The 19,233-nt window shown below is 70.1% G+C and carries 16 protein-coding genes and 3 tRNA genes; 10 read left to right on the top strand and 9 right to left on the bottom strand.

All coding sequences use genetic code 11. The features are described from left to right. Positions 1 to 172: 172 nt before the first annotated feature. Together D9T14_RS01920 and D9T14_RS01925 are read right to left on the bottom strand one after the other, a co-directional pair. Positions 173 to 1,993, bottom strand: coding sequence for a DUF6297 family protein (locus D9T14_RS01920; RefSeq protein ID WP_119160932.1), 1,821 nt, complete (start codon positions 1,991 to 1,993; stop codon positions 173 to 175). Continuing rightward, complete coding sequence (locus D9T14_RS01925; RefSeq protein ID WP_182482045.1) at positions 1,990 to 2,682, bottom strand: ABC transporter ATP-binding protein; 693 nt, start codon at positions 2,680 to 2,682, stop codon at positions 1,990 to 1,992. The genes D9T14_RS01920 and D9T14_RS01925 overlap by 4 nt, the downstream gene beginning before the upstream one ends. A 97-nt stretch (positions 2,683 to 2,779) precedes the next feature. Here D9T14_RS01925 and D9T14_RS01930 point away from each other — a divergent pair, with 97 nt between their 5' ends. Together D9T14_RS01930 and D9T14_RS01935 are read left to right on the top strand one after the other, a co-directional pair. Beyond that, positions 2,780 to 3,481, top strand: a complete 702-nt coding sequence (locus tag D9T14_RS01930; RefSeq protein ID WP_197720704.1) for a demethylmenaquinone methyltransferase — start codon at positions 2,780 to 2,782, stop codon at positions 3,479 to 3,481. A 3-nt stretch (positions 3,482 to 3,484) separates the two neighbouring features. Beyond that, positions 3,485 to 5,353: a TM0106 family RecB-like putative nuclease gene (locus D9T14_RS01935; RefSeq protein ID WP_119160929.1), complete on the top strand. Its 1,869-nt coding sequence runs from the start codon at positions 3,485 to 3,487 to the stop codon at positions 5,351 to 5,353. A 22-nt stretch (positions 5,354 to 5,375) separates the two neighbouring features. Here D9T14_RS01935 and D9T14_RS01940 read toward each other — a convergent pair whose 3' ends face one another. Then, positions 5,376 to 6,263, bottom strand: a complete 888-nt coding sequence (locus D9T14_RS01940; RefSeq protein ID WP_119161127.1) for a 1,4-dihydroxy-2-naphthoate polyprenyltransferase — start codon at positions 6,261 to 6,263, stop codon at positions 5,376 to 5,378. Between the two features lie 140 nt (positions 6,264 to 6,403). Here D9T14_RS01940 and D9T14_RS01945 point away from each other — a divergent pair, with 140 nt between their 5' ends. Continuing rightward, on the top strand, positions 6,404 to 6,646 hold the full coding sequence (locus tag D9T14_RS01945) for a PLD nuclease N-terminal domain-containing protein (RefSeq protein WP_119160928.1): 243 nt from the start codon (positions 6,404 to 6,406) through the stop codon (positions 6,644 to 6,646). 138 nt (positions 6,647 to 6,784) lie between these two features. Beyond that, complete coding sequence (locus tag D9T14_RS01950) at positions 6,785 to 7,135, top strand: PRC-barrel domain-containing protein (RefSeq protein ID WP_119160927.1); 351 nt, start codon at positions 6,785 to 6,787, stop codon at positions 7,133 to 7,135. Positions 7,136 to 7,196: 61 nt separating this feature from the next. Here the strand turns inward: D9T14_RS01950 and D9T14_RS01955 are convergent, their stop codons facing one another. Then, positions 7,197 to 7,673, bottom strand: coding sequence for a deoxycytidylate deaminase (locus D9T14_RS01955; protein ID WP_119160926.1), 477 nt, complete (start codon positions 7,671 to 7,673; stop codon positions 7,197 to 7,199). Between the two features lie 82 nt (positions 7,674 to 7,755). Continuing rightward, on the bottom strand, positions 7,756 to 8,670 hold the full coding sequence (locus tag D9T14_RS01960; RefSeq protein WP_119160925.1) for a cation diffusion facilitator family transporter: 915 nt from the start codon (positions 8,668 to 8,670) through the stop codon (positions 7,756 to 7,758). 171 nt (positions 8,671 to 8,841) lie between these two features. Between D9T14_RS01960 and D9T14_RS01965 the strand changes: the two genes are divergently transcribed. Together D9T14_RS01965 and D9T14_RS01970 are read left to right on the top strand one after the other, a co-directional pair. Then, positions 8,842 to 10,365, top strand: coding sequence for a patatin-like phospholipase family protein (locus D9T14_RS01965; RefSeq protein ID WP_119160924.1), 1,524 nt, complete (start codon positions 8,842 to 8,844; stop codon positions 10,363 to 10,365). Continuing rightward, positions 10,358 to 10,720, top strand: a complete 363-nt coding sequence (locus D9T14_RS01970; protein WP_119160923.1) for a PRC-barrel domain-containing protein — start codon at positions 10,358 to 10,360, stop codon at positions 10,718 to 10,720. Before D9T14_RS01965 ends, D9T14_RS01970 begins: the two co-directional genes overlap by 8 nt. A gap of 123 nt (positions 10,721 to 10,843) precedes the next feature. Here the strand turns inward: D9T14_RS01970 and D9T14_RS01975 are convergent, their stop codons facing one another. Both D9T14_RS01975 and D9T14_RS01980 read right to left on the bottom strand, forming a co-directional pair. Continuing rightward, positions 10,844 to 11,887: a hypothetical protein gene (locus tag D9T14_RS01975; RefSeq protein ID WP_119160922.1), complete on the bottom strand. Its 1,044-nt coding sequence runs from the start codon at positions 11,885 to 11,887 to the stop codon at positions 10,844 to 10,846. Between the two features lie 568 nt (positions 11,888 to 12,455). Next, positions 12,456 to 12,528: transfer RNA gene (locus D9T14_RS01980), tRNA-Lys, on the bottom strand. A gap of 448 nt (positions 12,529 to 12,976) precedes the next feature. On the opposite strand from D9T14_RS01980, the gene D9T14_RS01985 reads away from it, so the two are divergent. The 3 genes from D9T14_RS01985 to fucO all read left to right on the top strand — a co-directional run bounded on the left by D9T14_RS01985 (position 12,977) and on the right by fucO (position 15,979). Next, entirely contained in the window at positions 12,977 to 14,473 is a 1,497-nt protein-coding gene (locus D9T14_RS01985; RefSeq protein ID WP_119160921.1) for a C40 family peptidase, read from the top strand. A gap of 99 nt (positions 14,474 to 14,572) precedes the next feature. Then, positions 14,573 to 14,645, top strand: a tRNA-Glu gene (locus tag D9T14_RS01990). Between the two features lie 194 nt (positions 14,646 to 14,839). Next, positions 14,840 to 15,979: a lactaldehyde reductase gene (gene fucO / locus D9T14_RS01995; RefSeq protein WP_259340963.1), complete on the top strand. Its 1,140-nt coding sequence runs from the start codon at positions 14,840 to 14,842 to the stop codon at positions 15,977 to 15,979. Positions 15,980 to 16,116: 137 nt separating this feature from the next. Here the strand turns inward: fucO and D9T14_RS02000 are convergent, their stop codons facing one another. Both D9T14_RS02000 and D9T14_RS02005 read right to left on the bottom strand, forming a co-directional pair. Next, positions 16,117 to 18,333: an ATP-binding cassette domain-containing protein gene (locus D9T14_RS02000; protein ID WP_119160919.1), complete on the bottom strand. Its 2,217-nt coding sequence runs from the start codon at positions 18,331 to 18,333 to the stop codon at positions 16,117 to 16,119. After that, on the bottom strand, positions 18,330 to 18,932 hold the full coding sequence (locus D9T14_RS02005; protein WP_119160918.1) for an ECF transporter S component: 603 nt from the start codon (positions 18,930 to 18,932) through the stop codon (positions 18,330 to 18,332). The genes D9T14_RS02000 and D9T14_RS02005 overlap by 4 nt, the downstream gene beginning before the upstream one ends. A gap of 215 nt (positions 18,933 to 19,147) precedes the next feature. Here D9T14_RS02005 and D9T14_RS02010 point away from each other — a divergent pair. Beyond that, positions 19,148 to 19,221, top strand: a tRNA-Asp gene (locus D9T14_RS02010). Positions 19,222 to 19,233: the final 12 nt, after the last annotated feature.

The raw sequence follows: 19,233 nt of genomic DNA on the forward strand, positions 1-19,233 counted from the left end.
GCGATTCGCGCAGTTCGTGGGGCTCCTGCGGTTCCTCCACCATAGGAAGCTGCGAAGGACCGCGTCACCGGCCTTTCGCCACCAGCTCACGGGACCGGGCAGACGAGACGGCGGTGGCCCCGGGACACCTGTCCGGGGCCACCGCCGTGACCGGATTTCCTGGGCCGGGCGCTCAGGCCCTGAGCCGCGGGCGGGACCGCCCGGCCGACTTCTCCAGCGGGGGGCGGGTGCGCCCGTTCGAGGTGGACCGCGAGATGACCTGCTTGGTGCGCGGTGTCCTGCCGCTGCGGGCGTCTGCGCGGGCCCTCTCCAGTTCCCGGCGGGACTCGGCCTGGGCCTCCAGCAGTTCCTCCTGGTTGAGGGTGGCCCCGGAGCGCAGGAGCACCCAGACGATGATCGCGATGACCGCGGAGATGATCGGTGACCAGTTCATGACGAGGGGGAAGTTGACCAGCACCACCATGTCGATGCCGCGCACCATGTTGAACATGAGGCTCGGCGGTACGGCGCCGGCGCCGGTGGCGACCATCGGGGCGCTGTAGTCGGCGGACTTGGCGCTCACCCAGCGCATGGCGCCCAGCACGGCCCCCGCCGCGGCGATGGCGCCGTACCAGATCGTCCTGCCCGGATCGGGCTGCGGACCGCCCAGGCCCAGGATGAAGGCCGGTGTCACGGCGAGGGTCCACAGGAGGGCCAGGACACCGGGCACCACCAGGACCGCGTCCCGCAGCTCCGCGTCGCTCATCGGGAACAGCCGGGCGAGACCCTTGGTGCGGCTGAGGACGCGCATCGAGTCGAAGAACGGCACGATGACGACGAGCAGGACCAGTGAGGCCAGGAACGGGGCGAGCGTGACGACGCCCAGCGAGCTGAGCGCGTAGGGCACGATCACGGCGATCGCCAGCCCGACGAGCGGGGTCGGGTTGCGGCGCAGGCGGTGGACGTCACGCCAGATGAGCGCGCGCGTCCCCTTGCCGCGTCCGCGGATGACCGCGACGTGGCCCTTCAGCTGGTAGCGGCGTTCGATGAGGATGTCGCGCATGAGCGCGAAGTCGAGTGCGAAGGCGGCGCCCTGCATGCCCGAGACGAGTTCACCGCCGCTGACCAGGCGGGCACGCCCGATGTTGCTCAGGCGGCGCCTGGCGACGACCGCGGCGAGGACGCCCAGCACCAGGGCGGCGACGGCGATGGCCCAGGCGATGCGGGTCGACAGCAGCGTGCTGATGCCGACGGCGAACCAGCCGCTGGCCGTGGCGATCACGGTGACCAGGACCGCGACGGCGAACGCCCCGACGAGCAGCTGGGCGAGGCGGACCAGCCGGTCCTTCTCCGCGCCCTGCTGGGCTGCCGCGAAGGCCATCCAGCCGGTGGTCGTCAGCCCGGTGGCGGCGGTCCAGGCGACGACCGAGGCGCCTCCCAGGCCGGTGAGAGCGGTGACGAGCGCGCCGAGTGCGGCGGCGGCCAGGCCGGCGCCGAGGACCATCATCCACATGCGGCGGGCGAGGATCGCCGAGCGCCGCAGCGGCGCGTCGAGCAGCCAGAAGCCCTCCGCGGCCGACGCGATGACCGGGCCGAAGACCCGGCTGGCGGCCAGGACGGCGACCCAGCAGGCGGCGAGAACGAGCCAGCCGATGAGTTCACGGGCCGTGCTGCAGCCCTCGGTGGTGCAGCCGGCCGCCTGGTTCTGGGCGCTTCGGATGGCGCTGACGATCATCGCGGCGATGATGACGATGCTGAAGACCGCGACGTAACCGTCGGTGAGCATGGACAGGATCGACCGGGTCGCCCTGCCCTTGCGCCAGTCCTTGACCAGCAGCATGAGCTGGCGCTCGACGACCTCGCCCTGCTCGTACCCGCCGACGTCGGCGAACGGGTAGTCGGGGTCGAACCCGGTCACCGGTTCGATCGTCTCGGGCGCCGGCACGGCCGCCTGCTGCACCTGCTGGGCGGCGGACTGCTTGGTCCTGCGCCGCTTGTTCCTCGACCTGCTCATACGAGCTGCTCCGGCTCGGCCAGGGACTGGCTGGTGGTCTCGGTGGCGCCGACGCGGACGACGCGGGCACCGACGGCCTCAACGAGCGAGGGCTCATGACTGGCCATGATGATGGCCAGTCCGTTGCGGTCCTTCTCGTGGCGCAGGCGATTGCCCAGCCAGTCGATGCCCTCGACGTCGAGACGCTGCTCGGGCTCGTCGAGTACGAGAAGTTTCTTGGGCCGCACGAAGGCGGTGGCCAGGGCGAGCCGGCGGCGCTGACCGCTGGACAGGGTGCCGGGCAGCTGACCCGACTGCGGGACGAGCTGGACCTCCTCGAGGATCGCGTCGACGAGCTCGTCGGGGTCCTCCAGGCCGTGGGCGCGGGCGAGCAGGTCGAGGTGCTCGACGACGGACAGGTCGGGGAAGAAGTCGAGGTCGTCGATGACGGTGGCGACATTGCGCCGGAACCTCGGATCGGTGTCCTTGGCCTTCTCACCGAGCACCTCGATGGTCCCGTCGGTGGGTCTGTCGGATCCGACGATGCATCGCAGGATCGTCGACTTGCCCGAGCCGTTGCGGCCGGTCAGCGCGACCGCCTCCCCCTCGTGGACGTCGAGGCTGAAGCGGGAGACGATCGTGTTGTCGCCGTACTTCTTCGCCAGATTGCTGATTCTCAGAACCGTGGAGCGCCGTGCCATGGGGTCCATTGTGCTGCATGCCCAAACCCCGGTGCGCCACGCGAACAGCCCGCGGATGGCGGCCGGCGGGCGCACACGGTCCCCGTCACCGGGGCCTGTCACAATGATGAGCGTGGCAAGCAGAGCGAATCTTGACAGGGACCGCGACGAGGTCGCCGGCATGTTCGACGAGACCGCACCCCGGTACGACCTCATGAACGACGTGATGAGCCTGGGACGTGACCGCGCCTGGCGCCGCGAGGTCGTCCGGGCCCTGGCGGTCAGCCCCGGCGAGCGCGTGCTCGATCTGGCCGCCGGCACCGGTACCTCGTCCGTGCCGTTCGCCCGGGCCGGCGCGGCGGTCTACCCCACCGACCTGTCGATGGGCATGCTGCGCACCGGCAAGCAGCGCCAGCCCCATCTCGAGTTCGTCTGCGGGGACGCCACCCACCTGCCCTACGGCGACCGGGTCTTCGACGCCACGACGATCAGCTTCGGCCTGCGAAACGTCGAGGACACCCTCGGCGCCCTGCGCGAGCTGCGCCGCGTCACCCGCGACGGCGGACGCCTCGTCATCTGCGAGTTCAGCCGGCCCACCTGGGCCCCCTTCCGCTGGGTCTACCAGAGCATCTACCTGACCCGCGTCATGCCGCTCATGAGCCGGGTGAGCGCCAACCCGGTGTCCTACGACTACCTCGCCGACACCATCCTCGCCTGGCACGACCAGCCTCACCTGGCCGAACTCATGGCGAAGGCCGGCTGGGGGCGGATCGCCTGGCGGAATCTGACCGGCGGCATCGTCGCCCTGCACCGCGGGCAGGCGATCTGACCGATGGGCAGATCGGCCAGGCGCCGCGCCCGGGCACGCCGCTCACAGGCCTCCGGGCGGCCCGGGAGCGCCCGGGCCGTCGTTGCCACCCCCGAGCCCACCGGCCTGGTCCTGCTCGACGCCGACTCAGCGGTCAGCTGCCCGGTCAGGACGCACAACCGTTTCGACCCGACGGTCCCCGACCCGCCCCCGGACGCGGCCGGGGCGGCCGGACGGCCCCCCGGCGAACCGCCGGCGGACCGCAGGGCCACCGCGGCATTTCGCAGGCGTGTCCTCGACACGCTGGCCGGCATGCCCCGGGCCGTCGACCTGCGCGGCCTCGGACCGGACCGGGCGGGTCGTCTCGAGGCGACCGCGAGGGCGGTGGCCGCCGGACGGCGCATCATCATCTGCCCGGCCCTGCCCCACGACGTGGCCGGCGGACGAACCGGCGAGCCCGATGCGATCATCCTCGGCGAACCGGCCCCGGACGGCGGCCACGGATACGACCCCGTCCTCGTCGTCCGTCACCGGGTGCTCGAGCAGGTCTCCCCCGTCAGGCGCCAGCGCGCAAGCTCACTGGCCCACAACCTGCGTCTGGTCCGCCTGCGCGGCTCGGTCGTGCGCCCGGGGCGCGTCCACGACCTGCTGCGGCTGGCGCACTACCGGCGCATCCTCCAGGCCGCGGGCTGGGCCAGCGGCGAGTCCGCGCACGGGGGCCTCATCGGCACCGACCACGTCCGCTACGACCAGGGGATCGCCACGGTGCGCCCCGCCTCGCCCCGCCACATGCCCCCACCGTCCCATCTGGTGCTGGTCTGGGCCGACCTCGCGGCGAGACGACTGCGCACCGAGTCCCGCACGGCGCTGCGCGGCTGGCGCACCCACTCCGCCCTTGCCCGATACGACCACGAGTTCGGGTTCCGGCTCAAGATAGCCGCCGAGGCGGCCGGGCGGACCCCCGCGACGACGAGGGCACCGCGGGTGTGGCCCGTCGTCACCGCGGAGTGCGAGAGCTGCTGCTGGTGGCTGCACTGCCGCCGGCAGCTGGACGACGACGACCTGAGCCTGCGCATCGACAAGGCCCGCCTGAACCCCCAGGAGGTCAGCCTGCTGCGCTCCATGGGCGTCTGGACGATCCGCGACCTGGCCGGTCGTGACGTCGACGAGCTGATCGAGACGCTGCGCTCACGGCTACGCCGTCCCGACGAGGCGGCCGGACGCGTGCGGCTGGCCGCCCGGCGGGCGCGCATGCTCAGCTCCGGCCGTTCGGTGGAACGCACCACCCGGGGCCCGCTCCGGCTTCCCCCGGAGGGCTATGCGATCGACCTCGACATCGAGACGAGCGCCAACGACACGGTGTACCTGTGGGGTTTCCTGGTCGACGACCCGCAGGCGGGGACCGGGCCCCGCTACGTCCCGTTCGCCCGGTTCACCGATCTCGACCGCGACGGCGAGCAGGAACTGGCGCACGAGGCGCTGACCTGGCTCGGCGAGCAGCTCACCGCCCACCCCGAGGCCAGGGTCTACCACTACTCCGACTACGAGGTCGTCCACATCAGGCGCATCGCCCAGGCGAGCGGCGATCCCGTCATCGCCGAGTTCGCCCACGGCGACTGCGCGTCGCGTTTCTTCGATCTCTTCGCCCTCGTGCGGGCCAATTTCTTCGGCGTGCACGGCCTCGGCCTCAAACGCATCGCCCACGACGGCGCCGGGTTCAGCTGGCGGGACGAGGAGGCGGGCGGACTCAACTCGCAGACCTGGTTCGACGAGGCCGTCCACGCCGCCGGGGCGGAGCAGCGGCGGGAGGAGGCCCAGCGCGTGCTGGACTACAACGAGGACGACGTGCGCGCCACCCATGCCCTGCGGGCGTGGCTGCGCACCCTCACCTGAGCCGAACGCCGGACAGGGCTGCTCAGCCGAGGGCCAGTGCCACCGCGACGCCCGCGAGCAGGCCGGCCGCGAAGACGAGTTCACCCATGCTCGTCAGGCGCAGGGTGGCGACCAGGCGCATGCCCCGGGCCCCGCCCAGGATGATGTGGGCGGCCGGTGCGAGCAGCGTGACGCCGAGCAGGCACAGCAGCGCCCACCACGTGCTCAACGCGGCGACGAGAACGCCGCAGAGGGTCACGGCGACGACGAGGGCGGCGTAGAGCAGCCGGGTGGCGCGCTCGCCCAGGCGCGTCTCGAGGGTGCGTTTGCCCGCAGCGGTGTCCGAGGCGATGTCCCGCAGGTTGTTCGTCACGAGCACGCCGTCGGCGATGAGCCCCATGGCGACGGCCGTGACCCAGCCGGCTGAGCCGACCCGCCCGTCGAGCAGGTAGACGGTGCCCGCCGTGGCGACCAGGCCGAAGAAGACGAAGACGAAGACCTCACCCAGGCCCAGGTAGCCGTAGGGATGGCTGCCACCGGTGTAGAACCAGGCGGCCAGCACGCAGGCGACCCCGACCGCCAGCAGCCACCAGTGCCCGGTGAGGGCGACGGCCGCCAGGCCCGCCACTCCGGCCACACCGAAGCAGCCGAAGGCGGCGTTGCGCACCGTCACCGGCTCCGCGGCACCCGAACCGACGAGGCGCTGCGGCCCGACGCGGTGATCGTCGGTGCCACGGATGCCGTCGGAGTAGTCGTTGGCGAAGTTGACGCCGATGACCAGGCCGAGCGCGACGACCAGGCACAGGGCGGCGACGGCGGGGGGCGCGCTGCCCTGCCACCAGCCGATCGCGGTTCCCGCCAGGACCGGGGAGACCGCGGTGGGCAGGGTGCGCATGCGCGCCCCTTCGATCCATTCAGCAGCGCTGGCCATGGCTCCCCTCGTGTCGGTGCTGGTTCGGTGACCGCAGATCGTCTGCGGCATCCACTGCCCGATCCTGCCACGCCGGCCCCGGACGCTCGTCGGGGCATCAGCCTCTGCCCGGTTCCCGGCGTCCCGCCTAGACTTGTGTCATGGCACGCCTCCTTCCAGTGCTGGTTCTACTGGCGCTGACCATCTACGCGATCGTCGACCTGGCCCAGAGCCACGACGAGAACGTGCCGTTCATGCCCAAGTGGCTGTGGCTCTTCGTCGTGATCTTCATCCCAGCGGTCGGCCCGGTGCTGTGGATCGTCGCCAGCTACAACGCACGCCACGCACCGCCCAGGTCCGACATTCCGCCGGACGACAACGAGGACTGGTTGCGCCGCCACTGACGGGCGACCGGCCGTCTGACGACCGGAGGAATCACCGGCTCAGCCGGCGCAAGGAGCGGACGGCATGACACGGGAGCCCCATGTGGCATAGCGTGGTCAGGGTCAGTGTCACAGGCCGCCGCATCGGAAAGGAAACTCATGACGGACGACACCTACGACGATCTGTACAACTCGGACGTCGTCGACCGCGATGGGAAGAGGATCGGCGGCGTCGGCCAGGTCTACCTGGACGACAGAACCGGGCGCCCCACCTGGGTGACGGTCAAGACGGGCCTGTTCGGCACCAAGGAGAACTTCGTGCCGCTGTTCAGGGCCGAGATCGATGACGGCCAGATCCAGGTGCCCTACACGGAGACCACCGTCAAGGACGCCCCGACGGTCGACCCCGACCGCCACCTCGACTCGGACGAGGAGGCCGACCTGTACAAGTACTACGGCATCACCGCCCATCGCCCGGGCAAGAACGGCGGAGACGACGACCGCCTCTGAACGCGCGCCGGTGCGGGTCCGCCCCGGCCCGCACCGATGCCCCACCGGTGCGGCAGGCGGTTCACTTCCCGGGTTCGGCGCCGAAGTCGACGATCTCGTCCCCGGACATGCTGCCGTCGGGCCACACGGCCCGGACGATGCCGGCCGCGGCCAGGGCCTTGCGGCAGCCGGGGCATGGCTCGTCGGTGACGTAGATCGTCGAGCCCTTGGTGTCGCGCGTGCTGAACAGCAGCGCATTGACCTCGGCGTGGATGGCGATGCAGAATCCGGGCGTGCCGGGACGGTCGTAGTCGCCCAGCCCGGGCACCTCGCCGTAGCCCAGGCGCCCGCGCGGGCACGCGCCCTCGAGACAGTCCGGGCGGCCAGGGGCCGCGCCGTTGTAGCCGGTGGCGATGATCCTGTGGTCAGGCCCCACGAGGACCGCGCCGACCCGGCGCCGCGTGCACTTGGCGCGCGCCGAGACGGCCTGCGCGATGCCCAGGAAGTACTCGTCCCAGCCGGGAACGGAGATGCTCTGTCCTGGTTGCGTGATGGCCATGCCCACCAGGGTACGGCCCCCCGACGGAGCGCGGCCGGCCCCGGCCCTGACTGCGGACACGATCCGCCCGATCGGGCCGCCCTCAGATCTCGATGTCCTCGTACGACCTGGCGTCGTGCAGCGGTTCCACGTGCACGGTGACGCGCAGGTCCGGCTCGACGCCCCGCAGCTCGTCGACGATGTCCTCTGCCAGGTCATGGCTGGTCTTGACGCTCCACTCGTCGGGCACGAGCAGGTGGAACTCCATGAAGCGGCGGTTCCCGCTCTCCCTGGTGCGCACGGCGTGGAAACTGATCTGCGAGGTGCAGCGGGCCTCCAGCACCGCCTCGAGGCGTTCCTCGAGCTCGGGTGGCAGGGCGATGTCCATGAGTCCGTCCACCGAGCTCTTGACCAGTCCGACGCCGATCCGCAGGATGTTCACGCCGGCGATGACAGCGACGATCGGGTCGAGGCGCGCCCAGCCGGTCAGCGCGACGAGGCCGACACCCACGAGCACCGCCACCGACGTGATGACATCGGTCATGAGGTGCCGTCCGTCGGCGGAGAGGGTGGCCGAACGGAGCCGGTCGCCACGTCGGATGAGCAGCAGGCCGACGGCGCCGTTGATCACCGCGCTGACAGCACAGATGGCGAGGCCGGCGCCGAGCTGCTCGGGCATCTGGGGATGGATCAGCCGCTCGATCGCCTTCCACATGATGGCGATGGCCGCGATGAGCACCATGACGCCCTCGACGGCGGCCGAGAAGTACTCGGCCTTGGAATGACCGAAGGGATGGTTCGCGTCCGGCGGGCGGACGGAGATCTTCAGCATGGCCAGGGCCATGACGGCGGCAATGAGATTGACGAACGACTCGAGGGCGTCGGACAGCAGGGAGACCGAGCCGGTCATGGCAGCCGCCATGCTCTTGAGGACGATGGTCGCCAGGGCGGCCCCGATGGAGAGCCACGCATACCGACTCAGATCGGCCGGCGGGCTGTAGCGTGGCGCATTCGTCATGGCTCAAGTATGACCGGTAATTCTGCCCGCCGCACCCAAGCGAGTCCTTACTCACTAGGCATTTTGCTTCGTCACGAGGGGTTATGCGGAAGTCTGTGAGCAGCTGTGCGCGCCCGGGCCCGCAGCTGCGGCAGAGCCGTGCGCCGCCGCGCGCCGGTTAGGCTGGTCGCCATGCCACGTCCACCATGGTTCGGCCTGCTGCCCTTCCTCGGCCCCGAGTACGCCGCCGAGGAGCCCCCCGAGGTCCAGGGCCTGGTCATCGCCGGCGGTGGCGCGAGGGCCAGTTTCCAGATCGGCGCACTGCGCTATCTGTACGAGCACGAGCACATCGCGCCATCGGTGATCACCGCCACCTCGGCAGGTTCGGTCCTGGGCGCCCTACTGGCCCAGTTCGAGGACCCGGCCGAGCAGGAGGCGGCGCTGCGCCGAATCGAGGAGCTGTGGCTGTCGATGCAGACCGACGCGGACATGTTCACCGAGCGGGCCTGGTTCTCGCGCCTGCTCACCCACCAGGAGCTCCTCACGAGCCTGCGCGAGCTGGAGGCGAACAGGGCGGGCAGGGGGCACCGGCCCCGAGTCCGGCGCTGGGCGGCATGGCGCGGCGGCGGGGACGGCCCCCAGGCCGACGAGGAGCGGGCCGCGGCGGCCGAGCAGCTGGCCGAACTCGCCCCCCAGGAGCGCACCCTGGCGCTCGCCATGGCCGAGGAACCCGGCGAGCCGGTGGAGTTCAACGCCAATCTCGTCTACCAGCTCCTGTCCGAGCTGCCCCGGATCGGCCGGATCGGCTCCGACCTGACGGCGGCTCTCCGGGGGCTGGAGAGCAACCGCTCGCTCTACCGGCCGGGCCCGCTGCTGGAGCGTCTGCTGAGCCGCGACTTCTTCCGCTCCGAGCTGGTGGCCTCCTCGGGCATCACCTTCCGCTGCGCCATCGTCGGACTGTGCAGCGGCGAGCTGCGCTACATGCGCGAGGACGGCCGGATCGTCGACCGCGACGACGAGCCCCTGGACGGTCCCGGTTTCGACGTGACGATGGGCACGCTGGCCTCCTGCTCGATCCCCGGCATCTTCAAGCCGGTCGAGATGAATGGGGAGTGGTACGTCGACGGCGGCGTCCGCGAGAACGTCCCCGTGGAGGCCGCGGTCAAGAACCTGGGTGTCACCAGGCCGTTCGTCATCGTCTCGGCTCCTGCGGGCGCGGCCCCGAGCCCGCGGGCGGGCGAGGGCGACATCCTGTCGATCCTGTTCCGCGTCGAGTCGATCCGCGCCGACGAGTCCGAGCGCGACGAGGTCGCCTACGCCCGCGCGGCCGGCGCCACCGTCATCGAACCCGAGATCCTCGTCCACGACGCCATGACGATCGATCCCGGGCTGCTGGCCATCAACCGCGACTACGGCTGGATCCGCGCCGCCGAGGCCGTCCGGGAGGCGCCCTGCCAGTCGCAGGCCGCCCACCGCGAGATCATCCGCATCCGGCTGAGGGCGTGGCGGCTGGAGAAGGCGGCCCTGGAGCAGGACCCGCACGCCCTCGACACGGACCCCGGCTCCGTGCTCGCCCTGCCGGGCGAACTGGCCGAGACGAAGAAGGAGCTGCGCGCCATGATCGAACGCACCGACCGGAGCTTCCTGCCCGACGGCGGCGAGCACTGGTGGACGCGTTTCGAGGGTCATCCGAGGGCCGGGGCCGCGCATGTCTGAGTACGACGACCGCGCCCCGCTGGACGAGGAGACCGCCCCCGAGAACGCCCTCATCGGGGCGCGGGTGATGGACGAGTCCGGTGCCCTCATCGGCCGCGCCCTGGGCTTCGTGCGCGACGAGGGCACCGGCACGCTGTCCTTCGTCAGCGTGCGCGACGGCGCCCTGGGCAGCCGGCGCCACCTCATCCCGCTGGCGGCCGCCGAGATCGGTTACGAACGCATCGACGTGCCCTACCGCCGGACCCAGGTGATGGCCTCACCGGTCTTCGAGGCCGGCCACCTGATCCTCGACGAGGACGAGACCGCGGTCTGCGTCCACTACGGCCTCACGAGCCCCACGCCCTGGCTGGAATGAGACGCGGGTTCCTCAAGGGCCGGGCTGAAAGGCTTGCGGCCCGGCCGGCCAGAAGAGCCGACGGCTTTCCACCACCGTGGTCACCGTGCCGATGGGACCATGCCACGACACGGATCCGGACCATCACTGGCAACGCCAATCCCAGTAGCCCCCTCGGACCCAGTAGCCTCGCCACCAGTCGTAGTAATCGTAGGGAACCCAGATCCAACCGCAGTAGTCCCCGTTGCGCGACCGACTGCGATTGGAATTGCTCCGGCTGTTCTCACTCGGGCCGTCGTCATCGTCGTCGTCATCATCATCGTCGTCGTCATCGTCATCGTGATGGGGCGCCGGAAGACTGGGGCCGGTATTCGTTCCGGCGCTGTTCCCGACGCCCTCGGCCTGCCTGCTGGAGGAATCCTCTTCGGCGGAGGAGTCCTCCTTCTGCTCGGCAGCGGCCTGCTCGGCGGCCTTCTCGGCGGCGATGCCGGCCGCCTCGGCCGTGTCCTTCTTGGTGGTGGACAGCTCGAGTTTCACGGCACCCATCGCCCGCGTGGACTCGTCGATCGGATCGGGGTCGTTGTCGGTGATGCCCTGGTCGCGGATCCCGGGCGCGGCATCGCACAGCGCGGTGGCCTCCTCGATCTTGGTCTTGAGGTCCTCGCGCACCCCGTCGTCGGGCAGCTGGCTGGCCGAGTCGTCGTACACGGTCCAGGCCGCCTTGATCTCGGATCGCAGTTCGTCGGCCGCCTTCGCGTTCTGGTACGAGGAGATCGACACCGACAGGCGAAGACTGTCCGTGGCGAGGGCGTCCTTCCTTGCGGTGAAATCCGACGTGGCGCCGCGCAGGGCGTCCAGCTGGTCCCGGCTGGTGCAGGTCAGGTCCATGCGCACCTGCCGGTCCGCACCGGAGACCCCGGCGATGAGTCCGTCGGCGCCCTCGCTGTCCTTGTAGCCGGGCGTGTTGTCGGCCTTCTCGAGGATCGACTTGGTCGCGGCGACCGTGGCCACGTAGTCGTCGATGGCCTGGTCTGCGGCGCTGATGGCGGCGGCGCAGTCGTTCGTCAGGTTGGTGTTGTACTGGTGGACTCCGAGGGCGGTACCCGAACCGGCCAGCAGGAGTGCGCAGACGATTGCGCCGACGACGGCACGCCTGGGATGCCTCGCCTTTCCTGCCCTGCCTGTCATATGGCTCTTTCGTTCGCTCGCACGAGTCAGCGGCAACCGGCGGACGGCCATTGACCGTTCCACCGTTCAGCGCCCGACTTCGTCCGAGCATGTGCCGGGGTGTACATCAACCGTGTGGCGTCCAGGTTCAGAGCTCATTCAGGGGAGAACCTCAGCAGCCGCACAGCCCTCACGGAAAACCTGAGTCACGAATTCCCAGGGTTCCAGGTGATGGCGATGACGCCAGAACCCATGGGGGATCTCGTGCCCAGACCTCCCAGTGACTGCCGTCGCGAAGGACGAGAAAACCGCTGGCCACTCGCCCGGAACAGACCGCAGTCGCCTCAGTCTATCGCGCAGAACACCGCCACGGCCAAGCCCATGGCACATATTCTGCAATGTGGACACTTTCCTGCGTCTCGCCAGCGCCAGCACGGCCCGTTCCACGTCGAGAATCGCCCTGACCCGTGGCGGATCGCGCGGTCCGCCCCGGGGAGCCGAGGGCATCCGGACGCCCCGACCCGCAGCCCTTCCGGCGGAGCCGCCGTCGACGGGCGGGCGACCGACCACGAACGATGCGCGGGACCAGTGCCCCCACGGGGGCTCGAACCCCGGACCCAAGGATTAAAAGTCCCTTGCTCTGCCAGCTGAGCTATGGAGGCAGGACTCATACTAGCCGCTCGCCCCACCGGCGGCACCGCGAACGGCGGGCGTCGGGTGCCATCGCCGGCACGCCCGGCCCGGGACGGCGAAGACTCAACCTCAACCTCGGCTTGAGACCGGGGGACGACATCCTTCAGCCGGCTTTCAGCATCCTTTCAGACGCCCGCCGCCATAACCCCGGAGATGAAAGAAAGTACCTAGTCAAAACCTTATTCAGGAGGAACGGTCCAGCGTGCTGCGGGGCGCCGGCCCACGGCCTGCGAGGACGTGTCCGAACCCTCAACCGACCCTTCAGGTGTCTTGTGGGGCATTCGGACATCTGCCTAAGTTCCTTCCAGCCCTGGGGCCCCGGCGTGACGGCCACGAGTCGTCGGGGAAGACGCCCAGCCTCAGGGCACACGACCTCACACACACGCGGCTCGTCCAAGGCCGCGGGAAGGACCAGCAGTGAACAACCCCTTCGCGAAAACGGCTCGTGTCGCCGTCACATCGTCGCTGGTGGCTGCCAGTCTGGCCACCGCGGGACTCGTTCTGAGCCCGCTGGCACAGGCCGACTACTCGGATCTGTCCGCGACGACCGACGTGAACGTGCGCACCTCGCCCGACACGAACGGCGAGATCGTCGCCGTGCTCTCGGCCGGCGACACCGTCACCCAGCGCGGCGTCGAGCAGGACGGCTGGCTGCCGATCATCTACAACGGCACGAATGCATGGGTGCAGGCCCAGTACGTGTCCAGCACCACCGTCATCACGACGGACACCACGGTGGGCAGCGCCACCACGACGGCCGACGCCTACGTCCGTTCCGACGCGGATCCGACCAGCTGGATCATGGGCACCCTGTCCGAGGGCACCACGGTCTCGATCACCGGTGACCCGGTCGGCGAGTGGACGCCCGTCAACTACTACGGACGCGCGGGCTGGATCGCCACGAGCCTGCTCGCCGATGCCGGTGACGGCTCGGCCGGCACCATCACCAGCGCCATCTCGCAGGACTACCTGTGGGTCCGCACCGGCACGAGCACCGCCTTCACCTCGATCGGCATGCTCTACCCGGGCGACGAGGTCACCGTCACCGGCACTCCGTTCGCCGGCTGGGTGCCCGTGGACTTCAACGGTCAGGACGCCTGGGTGGCCGCGAACTACTCGCGCTACGTCACCGATCCAACGACCATCGCGCTCGTCGCGAGCACCACCTCGACCGAGGACGCGGAGGCACCCGCCGAGGAGCCGGCGGCACCGGCTGAGGAGGAGGCCGCTCCCGCCCAGGAGGTGGCTCCCGCCGAGGAACCGCCCGTCGAGCAGGCCCCCGCGCAGGAGAGCACCCCGGCCACGACCACCAAGTGGGCCGCCGATGACGTCAACGTCCGCACCGGACCCGGCCTCGACTACTCGGTCGTCGACGTCCTCGACCAGGGCGACACCATCGAGGCCACCGGCGTCACCAACGGCGACTGGACCGAGATCATCTACGGCGGGGTCTCCCGATGGGTCAACAGCGCCTACGTCTCCGACACCGAGGTGGCGCCCTACGACGAGACCGAGAACGCGGCGCCCACCCAGCCCGAGGCGGTCAGCCACAGCAGCGCCGATGCCGTCCAGACCGCGATCGACTTCGCCTACTCCAAGCTGGGCGGGCCCTACGTGTGGGGCGGCACCGGCCCGGTCGGCTACGACTGCTCCGGCCTGATGCAGGCCGCCTACGCGGCCGCCGGCATCTCGATCCCGCGCGTCACCTGGGATCAGGTGAACGCCGGTACGCCGGTCTACTCGACCGATGACCTGCGGCCCGGCGACCTGGTGTTCTACTACGACAACGGTCACGTCGGCATGTACATCGGTGACGGCCTGGTGCTGAACGCCCAGAACGAGAGCACCGGCATCGTCATCTCCGGGCTGTACGACATGGCCCCGATCTCGGCGATGGTGCGCATCGTCGGCTGAGGCGGGCTCGGCCGCCGAGGCCGGCAGTGACGCGGTGAGCGGCTCGAGCCGCCCGGTATTTCTCTCCGGGCGGCCGAGCCGCTACCATGTTCGTCGCGAGTCCCCATCGTCTAGCGGCCTAGGACCCCACCCTTTCAAGGTGGTAACACGGATTCGAATTCCGTTGGGGATACCCGCATCGGGCGGCACCACACGGTGCCGCCCGATTCGTTCGCCGGGACGTGGCCACGCACGCGGGACTGAAGGTCTTCCGCCGCACGAGGCCGTGTGCCACGATTCAACTGCGGCGCAGATCCATGGCGGATCCTGCCCCCGCGCACACGACACCGGCAGCCACACCAGGGGAGCGTTCTCATGACCTACCGCATGATCTTTAACCAGACGGGCCACTTCGGCCGGGGAGCCATAGCCAACATCCCCACCGAGATCAGCGCTCGTGGCCTGAGCAAGGCCTTCATCGTCACCGACCCGGTCCTCACCGAGAACGGGACCGCCACCCGCATCACCGACCTGCTCGACGGCGCCGGCATCGCCTGGGAGGTCTTCTCCGACGTCGTGCCGAACCCGCCGGTGGAGAAGGTCCAGGCCGGCCTGGCGGCCTTCCGCGACTCGGGCGCCGACATCCTCATCGGCCTGGGCGGAGGCAGCCCGCAGGACACCTGCAAGGCGATCTCGGTGATCGCCACCAACCCGGAGTTCGCCGACGTGCTGAGCCTGGAGGGCCTCTCCCCCACGAAGAACCCGGGCACGCCGATCATCGGGGTGCCCACCACGGCGGGCACGGCCTCGGAGACGACCATCAACTACGTCATCACCGACACCGCCAAGCAGCGCAAATTCGTGTGCGTGGACCCGCACGACATCCCGGTGATCGCCGTCGTCGACCCCGACCTCATGGACGGCATGCCGCGGAGCCTGAAGGTCGCCACCGGGCTGGACGCGCTCACCCACGCCATCGAGGGCTACATCACCCCGGGCGCCTGGGCACTGTCCGACGCCCTGTGCCTGCGCTCCATCCAGATGATCGCCAAGAACCTGCGCAAGGCCGCCGAGGGCGACACCGACGCGGTGGAGCAGATGGGCCTGGCCGCCTACATCAACGGCATGGCCTACTCCAATGTCGGCCTGGGGCTCGTGCACGGCATGGCGCACCCGCTGGGCGGACGCTACAACGCCCCGCACGGGGTCGCCAACGGCATCCTGCTCGCCCCCGTCATGGCGTTCAACGCCGAGTACACCGGCGAGAAGTACCGCGACATCGCCGAGGCCTTCGGCGTGGCGGACGCCCAGACGATGCCGCTGGAGCAGGCGCGCGCCGCGGCCGTCGAGGCCGTCGCCCAGCTGACCCGCGATCTGGGCAACCCGACCCGCATCAGCGAGGTGGGCGTGGACGAGTCAGGCATCGCGGCCCTGACCGAGGACGCGTTCGCGGACGTGTGCACGCCCGGCAACCCGCGTCCGGCAACCCGCGAGGACATCGAGGCGTTGTACCGCTCGCTGCTGTGAGCCCGCCCGGGCAGTCCTGAGCACCTCCGCGGGTCCCGGCCGCCTTGCCGGCGATACCGGGACCCGCGGTGCTCCCATGGCGGTCGTGAACCCGCCACGCGTCGCCCGAGGGGTCATGTCCGCGGGAAACCTTCCTGCTACAGCAGTATCCACACGGCAATCGTCGCCGCCCAGATGAGAAGAATGATCGCGGTGTCGCGGCCCCGCCAGGGATCGGTGATCAGCTCGGTGCGGTGATCGAAGGCGCCGAAGGCCCGGGAGTCCATCGACAGCGCGACCCGCTCCCCGTGTTGCACGGCGATGATGAGCAGCGGGACGATCGAACTCGCCCACCGGACGACCGGCCCGAGCGGTCCCCAGCGGCGGCCGACCCCGCGCAGCGCCCGAGCAGTCCGCAGCAGCCGGAAGTCGATCCGGAACCTGGCCAGGAAGGCCAGGGCGGCGGTCCCGGCCGAGGCCAGACGGTACGGAAGGTGCAGGCGAGTGGTCGCCGCCCGCAGGATTGCCTCGGGATCAGTGGCGATGCCCGAGACCAGGACGAGGGCCAGCAGAGCCCCGATCGTCGTCCCGGCCTGGCCGGGGCCACCGATGCTGCGTATCCCGGTGAAGAGATCGGGGTTGATGGCCGTGGACACCGCCCAGGTCATGGCCGCGGCGACCAGCCAGACGGCGGCGATGGAGCCCACGATGCGCCGCCACCGGGTGCGTGAGGCGGCCATCACCAGCGAGGCGAGGATCATGATGACGAGGTTCGCCGTCACATCGCGGTGAGCGACGACGAAGATCGCCGGCAGCAGGATCGCCGCGACCATGGCGAACGGATTGAGCGAGCCGAGCAGCGATGCGTTGGGTTGCGGCGGTGGCGCCGGCGGCCTGTCCCGCTCCACCCCCAGCGGCAGGGCGATGATGTGCGTGGCGTGCTCGACCGCCAGTTCGAGGTCGTGCGTGGCCATGAGCACGCTCGCCCCGTCGGCACGCAGCGCATGAATGAAGTCCATGAGCTCGCAGGTGTTGGCCCAGTCCTGACCGTAGGTCGGCTCGTCCAGCGCGATCAGTCTCTTCCCCGCACTCACCATCGTCGCCACCGAGAGGCGACGCGACTGCCCGCCGGAGAGGGTGAGCGGGTGCTGGTCCTTGCACTCGGTCAGGTGGAACTGATCCAGCAGCCGGTCGACCTGCGCCGCGCCGAGACCGTCGAAGGCCAGTTCGGCCCCGACACTCGATGTGACGAACTGGTGCTCCGGGTTCTGGAAGACATAGCCCACACGGGGGTCCCCGGCCTTCACCGGGGTGCCGTCGATCGTCGCCGTGCCACCGGAAGCCCTGACGACACCGGCCAGGGCGCCGAGCAACGACGTCTTGCCCGCCCCGTTCTCGCCGATCAACGCGACCAGCTCTCCCCCGCCGAGCCGGGCAGAGACGGCCGGGGAGCGTCCGGGAACACCGAAACCGGTCAGCTCGCAGCCGGCGGGGTGTTCCGGCGAGGCGGTGTCGAGCCGGTCGATCTCCTGCCACCGCCCGTCGGCCCTGGCCAGATATCGCACCACGTCGTGTCGGCACAGCTCCCCCAGGCCCGGTGGGGCGGCGGCCGGCACCGGCCGCAGTGCCCTGGGCAGCCAGATCCCGGCGGCGTCGAGCTCTGCCCGATGGGCGCGGTAGACCTCGTCGGGGCTGCCGGCGGCGATCGTGCGCCCGGCACCGTCCAGGGCGATGATCTGGTCGACCATCGGCAGAATGAGATCGAGATCGTGGTCGATGACCAGGACGCCCATTCCCTGTTCGATGAGCGGCGGCAGCAGCCGGTAGAAGTCCTCGCGTCCCTCGGGGTCGATGGTCGAGGTCGGCTCGTCGAGTACGAGCAGGTCCGGTTTCATGGCCAGCGCCACCGCCAGGGCGAGCCGCTGGCGCTGCCCGCCCGAGAGCACCCAGGGGTCGTCCCACGGCCGGTCGCCCAGGCCGACCAGGCCCAGCGCCTCCGTGGCTCGTGCCTCGATCTCATCCGGTGGCAGACACAGGTTCTGCAGGGGAAAGCAGACCTCGTCGTGGAGACTGCGGGCGACGACTGCCGCGTCGGGGTTCTGTCCGACGAAGCCGATACGAGTGGCGATCTGCACGACCTCGGCGTCGGCCATCTCGGTGCCGTCGAGGACGACACTGCCCCGGTAGTCGGCCGGGATGCAGTGGGGGACGAGCCCGCAGGCCGTCCGCACGAGCGAGCTCTTGCCGCACCCGGACGGACCGATGACGGCGGTGACCCGGCCCGCGTACTGGTCGAGGCCGGCTGCGTCGAGCACCCAGCGCTCGGTCCCGGGATAGCGGACGCCGAGCCCCCGAATGGCCAGCAGGGCGCTCATCGGCGTCGAGTGGCGCCGACCCCGGCCCTGGCGAGCAGGGAACCGATGAGCAGGCAGGCCGCCACACCGGCCAGGGACGAGACGATCGAGACGGCCACGATCCCCGCAGACAGCCCGCCGCCGACGGCGAACTGCGCTATGCGCAGGTAGAGCAGGCCGTTGATGCAGCCGAAGACGCATCCGGAGATGGCGAACGACCACCACTTCCACACGCGGTAGAGCAGGATCGCCAGCGGAAGTTCGACGAAGAGCGCCCCCAGGACGTTACCGATGATCGTCGTCGGCCCCGAGGGGGTGGTGAAGGCCGCGATGATGCCCATGATGAGTCCGGCGATGAGGGCGGCTCCCGGCTTGCGGACGACGACGGCCGGCAGCAGATAGGGGATGAGCCAGGCACCCATGAACGCGCAGGCGACGAACAGCCCCTTGGGCGTGAGGAAGACCGTGGCACTCACATAGGTGAGCGCCACCACGATGATCGAACCCACCACGGCCAGTGCCGCCGTGATCATGAGATTGCGCGTACCCAGGACGCTGTTGGCCAGCCCCTTGCGCGCCGATTGGTGAATGGTGTCCTGAGCGGCGACGTCGTCACTCACTGCGACCTCCTCATCATATGGTAAGCCTTACCTTATTTTAAGCATGTCCTGTGGACCGCCCCGCCCGCGAGGCCCCCAGGAAGAGTTCTTGAGAATAAGAATCATATTTAGCATTGACCCCAGGAGCCCACAACCCAGACGAGCCGTTTTGGCTTTTGCGGGCAGGCACGCTATTGTTGTGGAGCCCGCTCAGGCGGGGCGCACAAGTGAATCAAGGCCCTGTAGCGCAGTTGGTTAGCGCGCCGCCCTGTCACGGCGGAGGTCGTGGGTTCAAGTCCCATCAGGGTCGCTCATCTGATCG

Origin of the sequence: Propionibacterium australiense, assembly GCF_003666605.1 — a bacterium.
Classification (GTDB): Bacteria; Actinomycetota; Actinomycetes; order Propionibacteriales; family Propionibacteriaceae; genus Propionibacterium; species Propionibacterium australiense.

Bases quoted from the DNA above. Each gene is read 5' to 3' on its own strand.
- D9T14_RS01920 (WP_119160932.1), bottom strand. From the start codon at position 1,993: ATGAGCAGGTCGAGGAACAAGCGGCGCAGGACCAAGCAGTCCGCCGCC.
- D9T14_RS01925 (WP_182482045.1), bottom strand. From the start codon at position 2,682: ATGGACCCCATGGCACGGCGCTCCACGGTTCTGAGAATCAGCAATCTG.
- D9T14_RS01930 (WP_197720704.1), top strand. From the start codon at position 2,780: ATGAGCGTGGCAAGCAGAGCGAATCTTGACAGGGACCGCGACGAGGTC.
- D9T14_RS01935 (WP_119160929.1), top strand. From the start codon at position 3,485: ATGGGCAGATCGGCCAGGCGCCGCGCCCGGGCACGCCGCTCACAGGCC.
- D9T14_RS01940 (WP_119161127.1), bottom strand. From the start codon at position 6,263: ATGGCCAGCGCTGCTGAATGGATCGAAGGGGCGCGCATGCGCACCCTG.
- D9T14_RS01945 (WP_119160928.1), top strand. From the start codon at position 6,404: ATGGCACGCCTCCTTCCAGTGCTGGTTCTACTGGCGCTGACCATCTAC.
- D9T14_RS01950 (WP_119160927.1), top strand. From the start codon at position 6,785: ATGACGGACGACACCTACGACGATCTGTACAACTCGGACGTCGTCGAC.
- D9T14_RS01955 (WP_119160926.1), bottom strand. From the start codon at position 7,673: ATGGCCATCACGCAACCAGGACAGAGCATCTCCGTTCCCGGCTGGGAC.
- D9T14_RS01960 (WP_119160925.1), bottom strand. From the start codon at position 8,670: ATGACGAATGCGCCACGCTACAGCCCGCCGGCCGATCTGAGTCGGTAT.
- D9T14_RS01965 (WP_119160924.1), top strand. From the start codon at position 8,842: ATGCCACGTCCACCATGGTTCGGCCTGCTGCCCTTCCTCGGCCCCGAG.
- D9T14_RS01970 (WP_119160923.1), top strand. From the start codon at position 10,358: ATGTCTGAGTACGACGACCGCGCCCCGCTGGACGAGGAGACCGCCCCC.
- D9T14_RS01975 (WP_119160922.1), bottom strand. From the start codon at position 11,887: ATGACAGGCAGGGCAGGAAAGGCGAGGCATCCCAGGCGTGCCGTCGTC.
- fucO (WP_259340963.1), top strand. From the start codon at position 14,840: ATGATCTTTAACCAGACGGGCCACTTCGGCCGGGGAGCCATAGCCAAC.
- D9T14_RS02000 (WP_119160919.1), bottom strand. From the start codon at position 18,333: ATGAGCGCCCTGCTGGCCATTCGGGGGCTCGGCGTCCGCTATCCCGGG.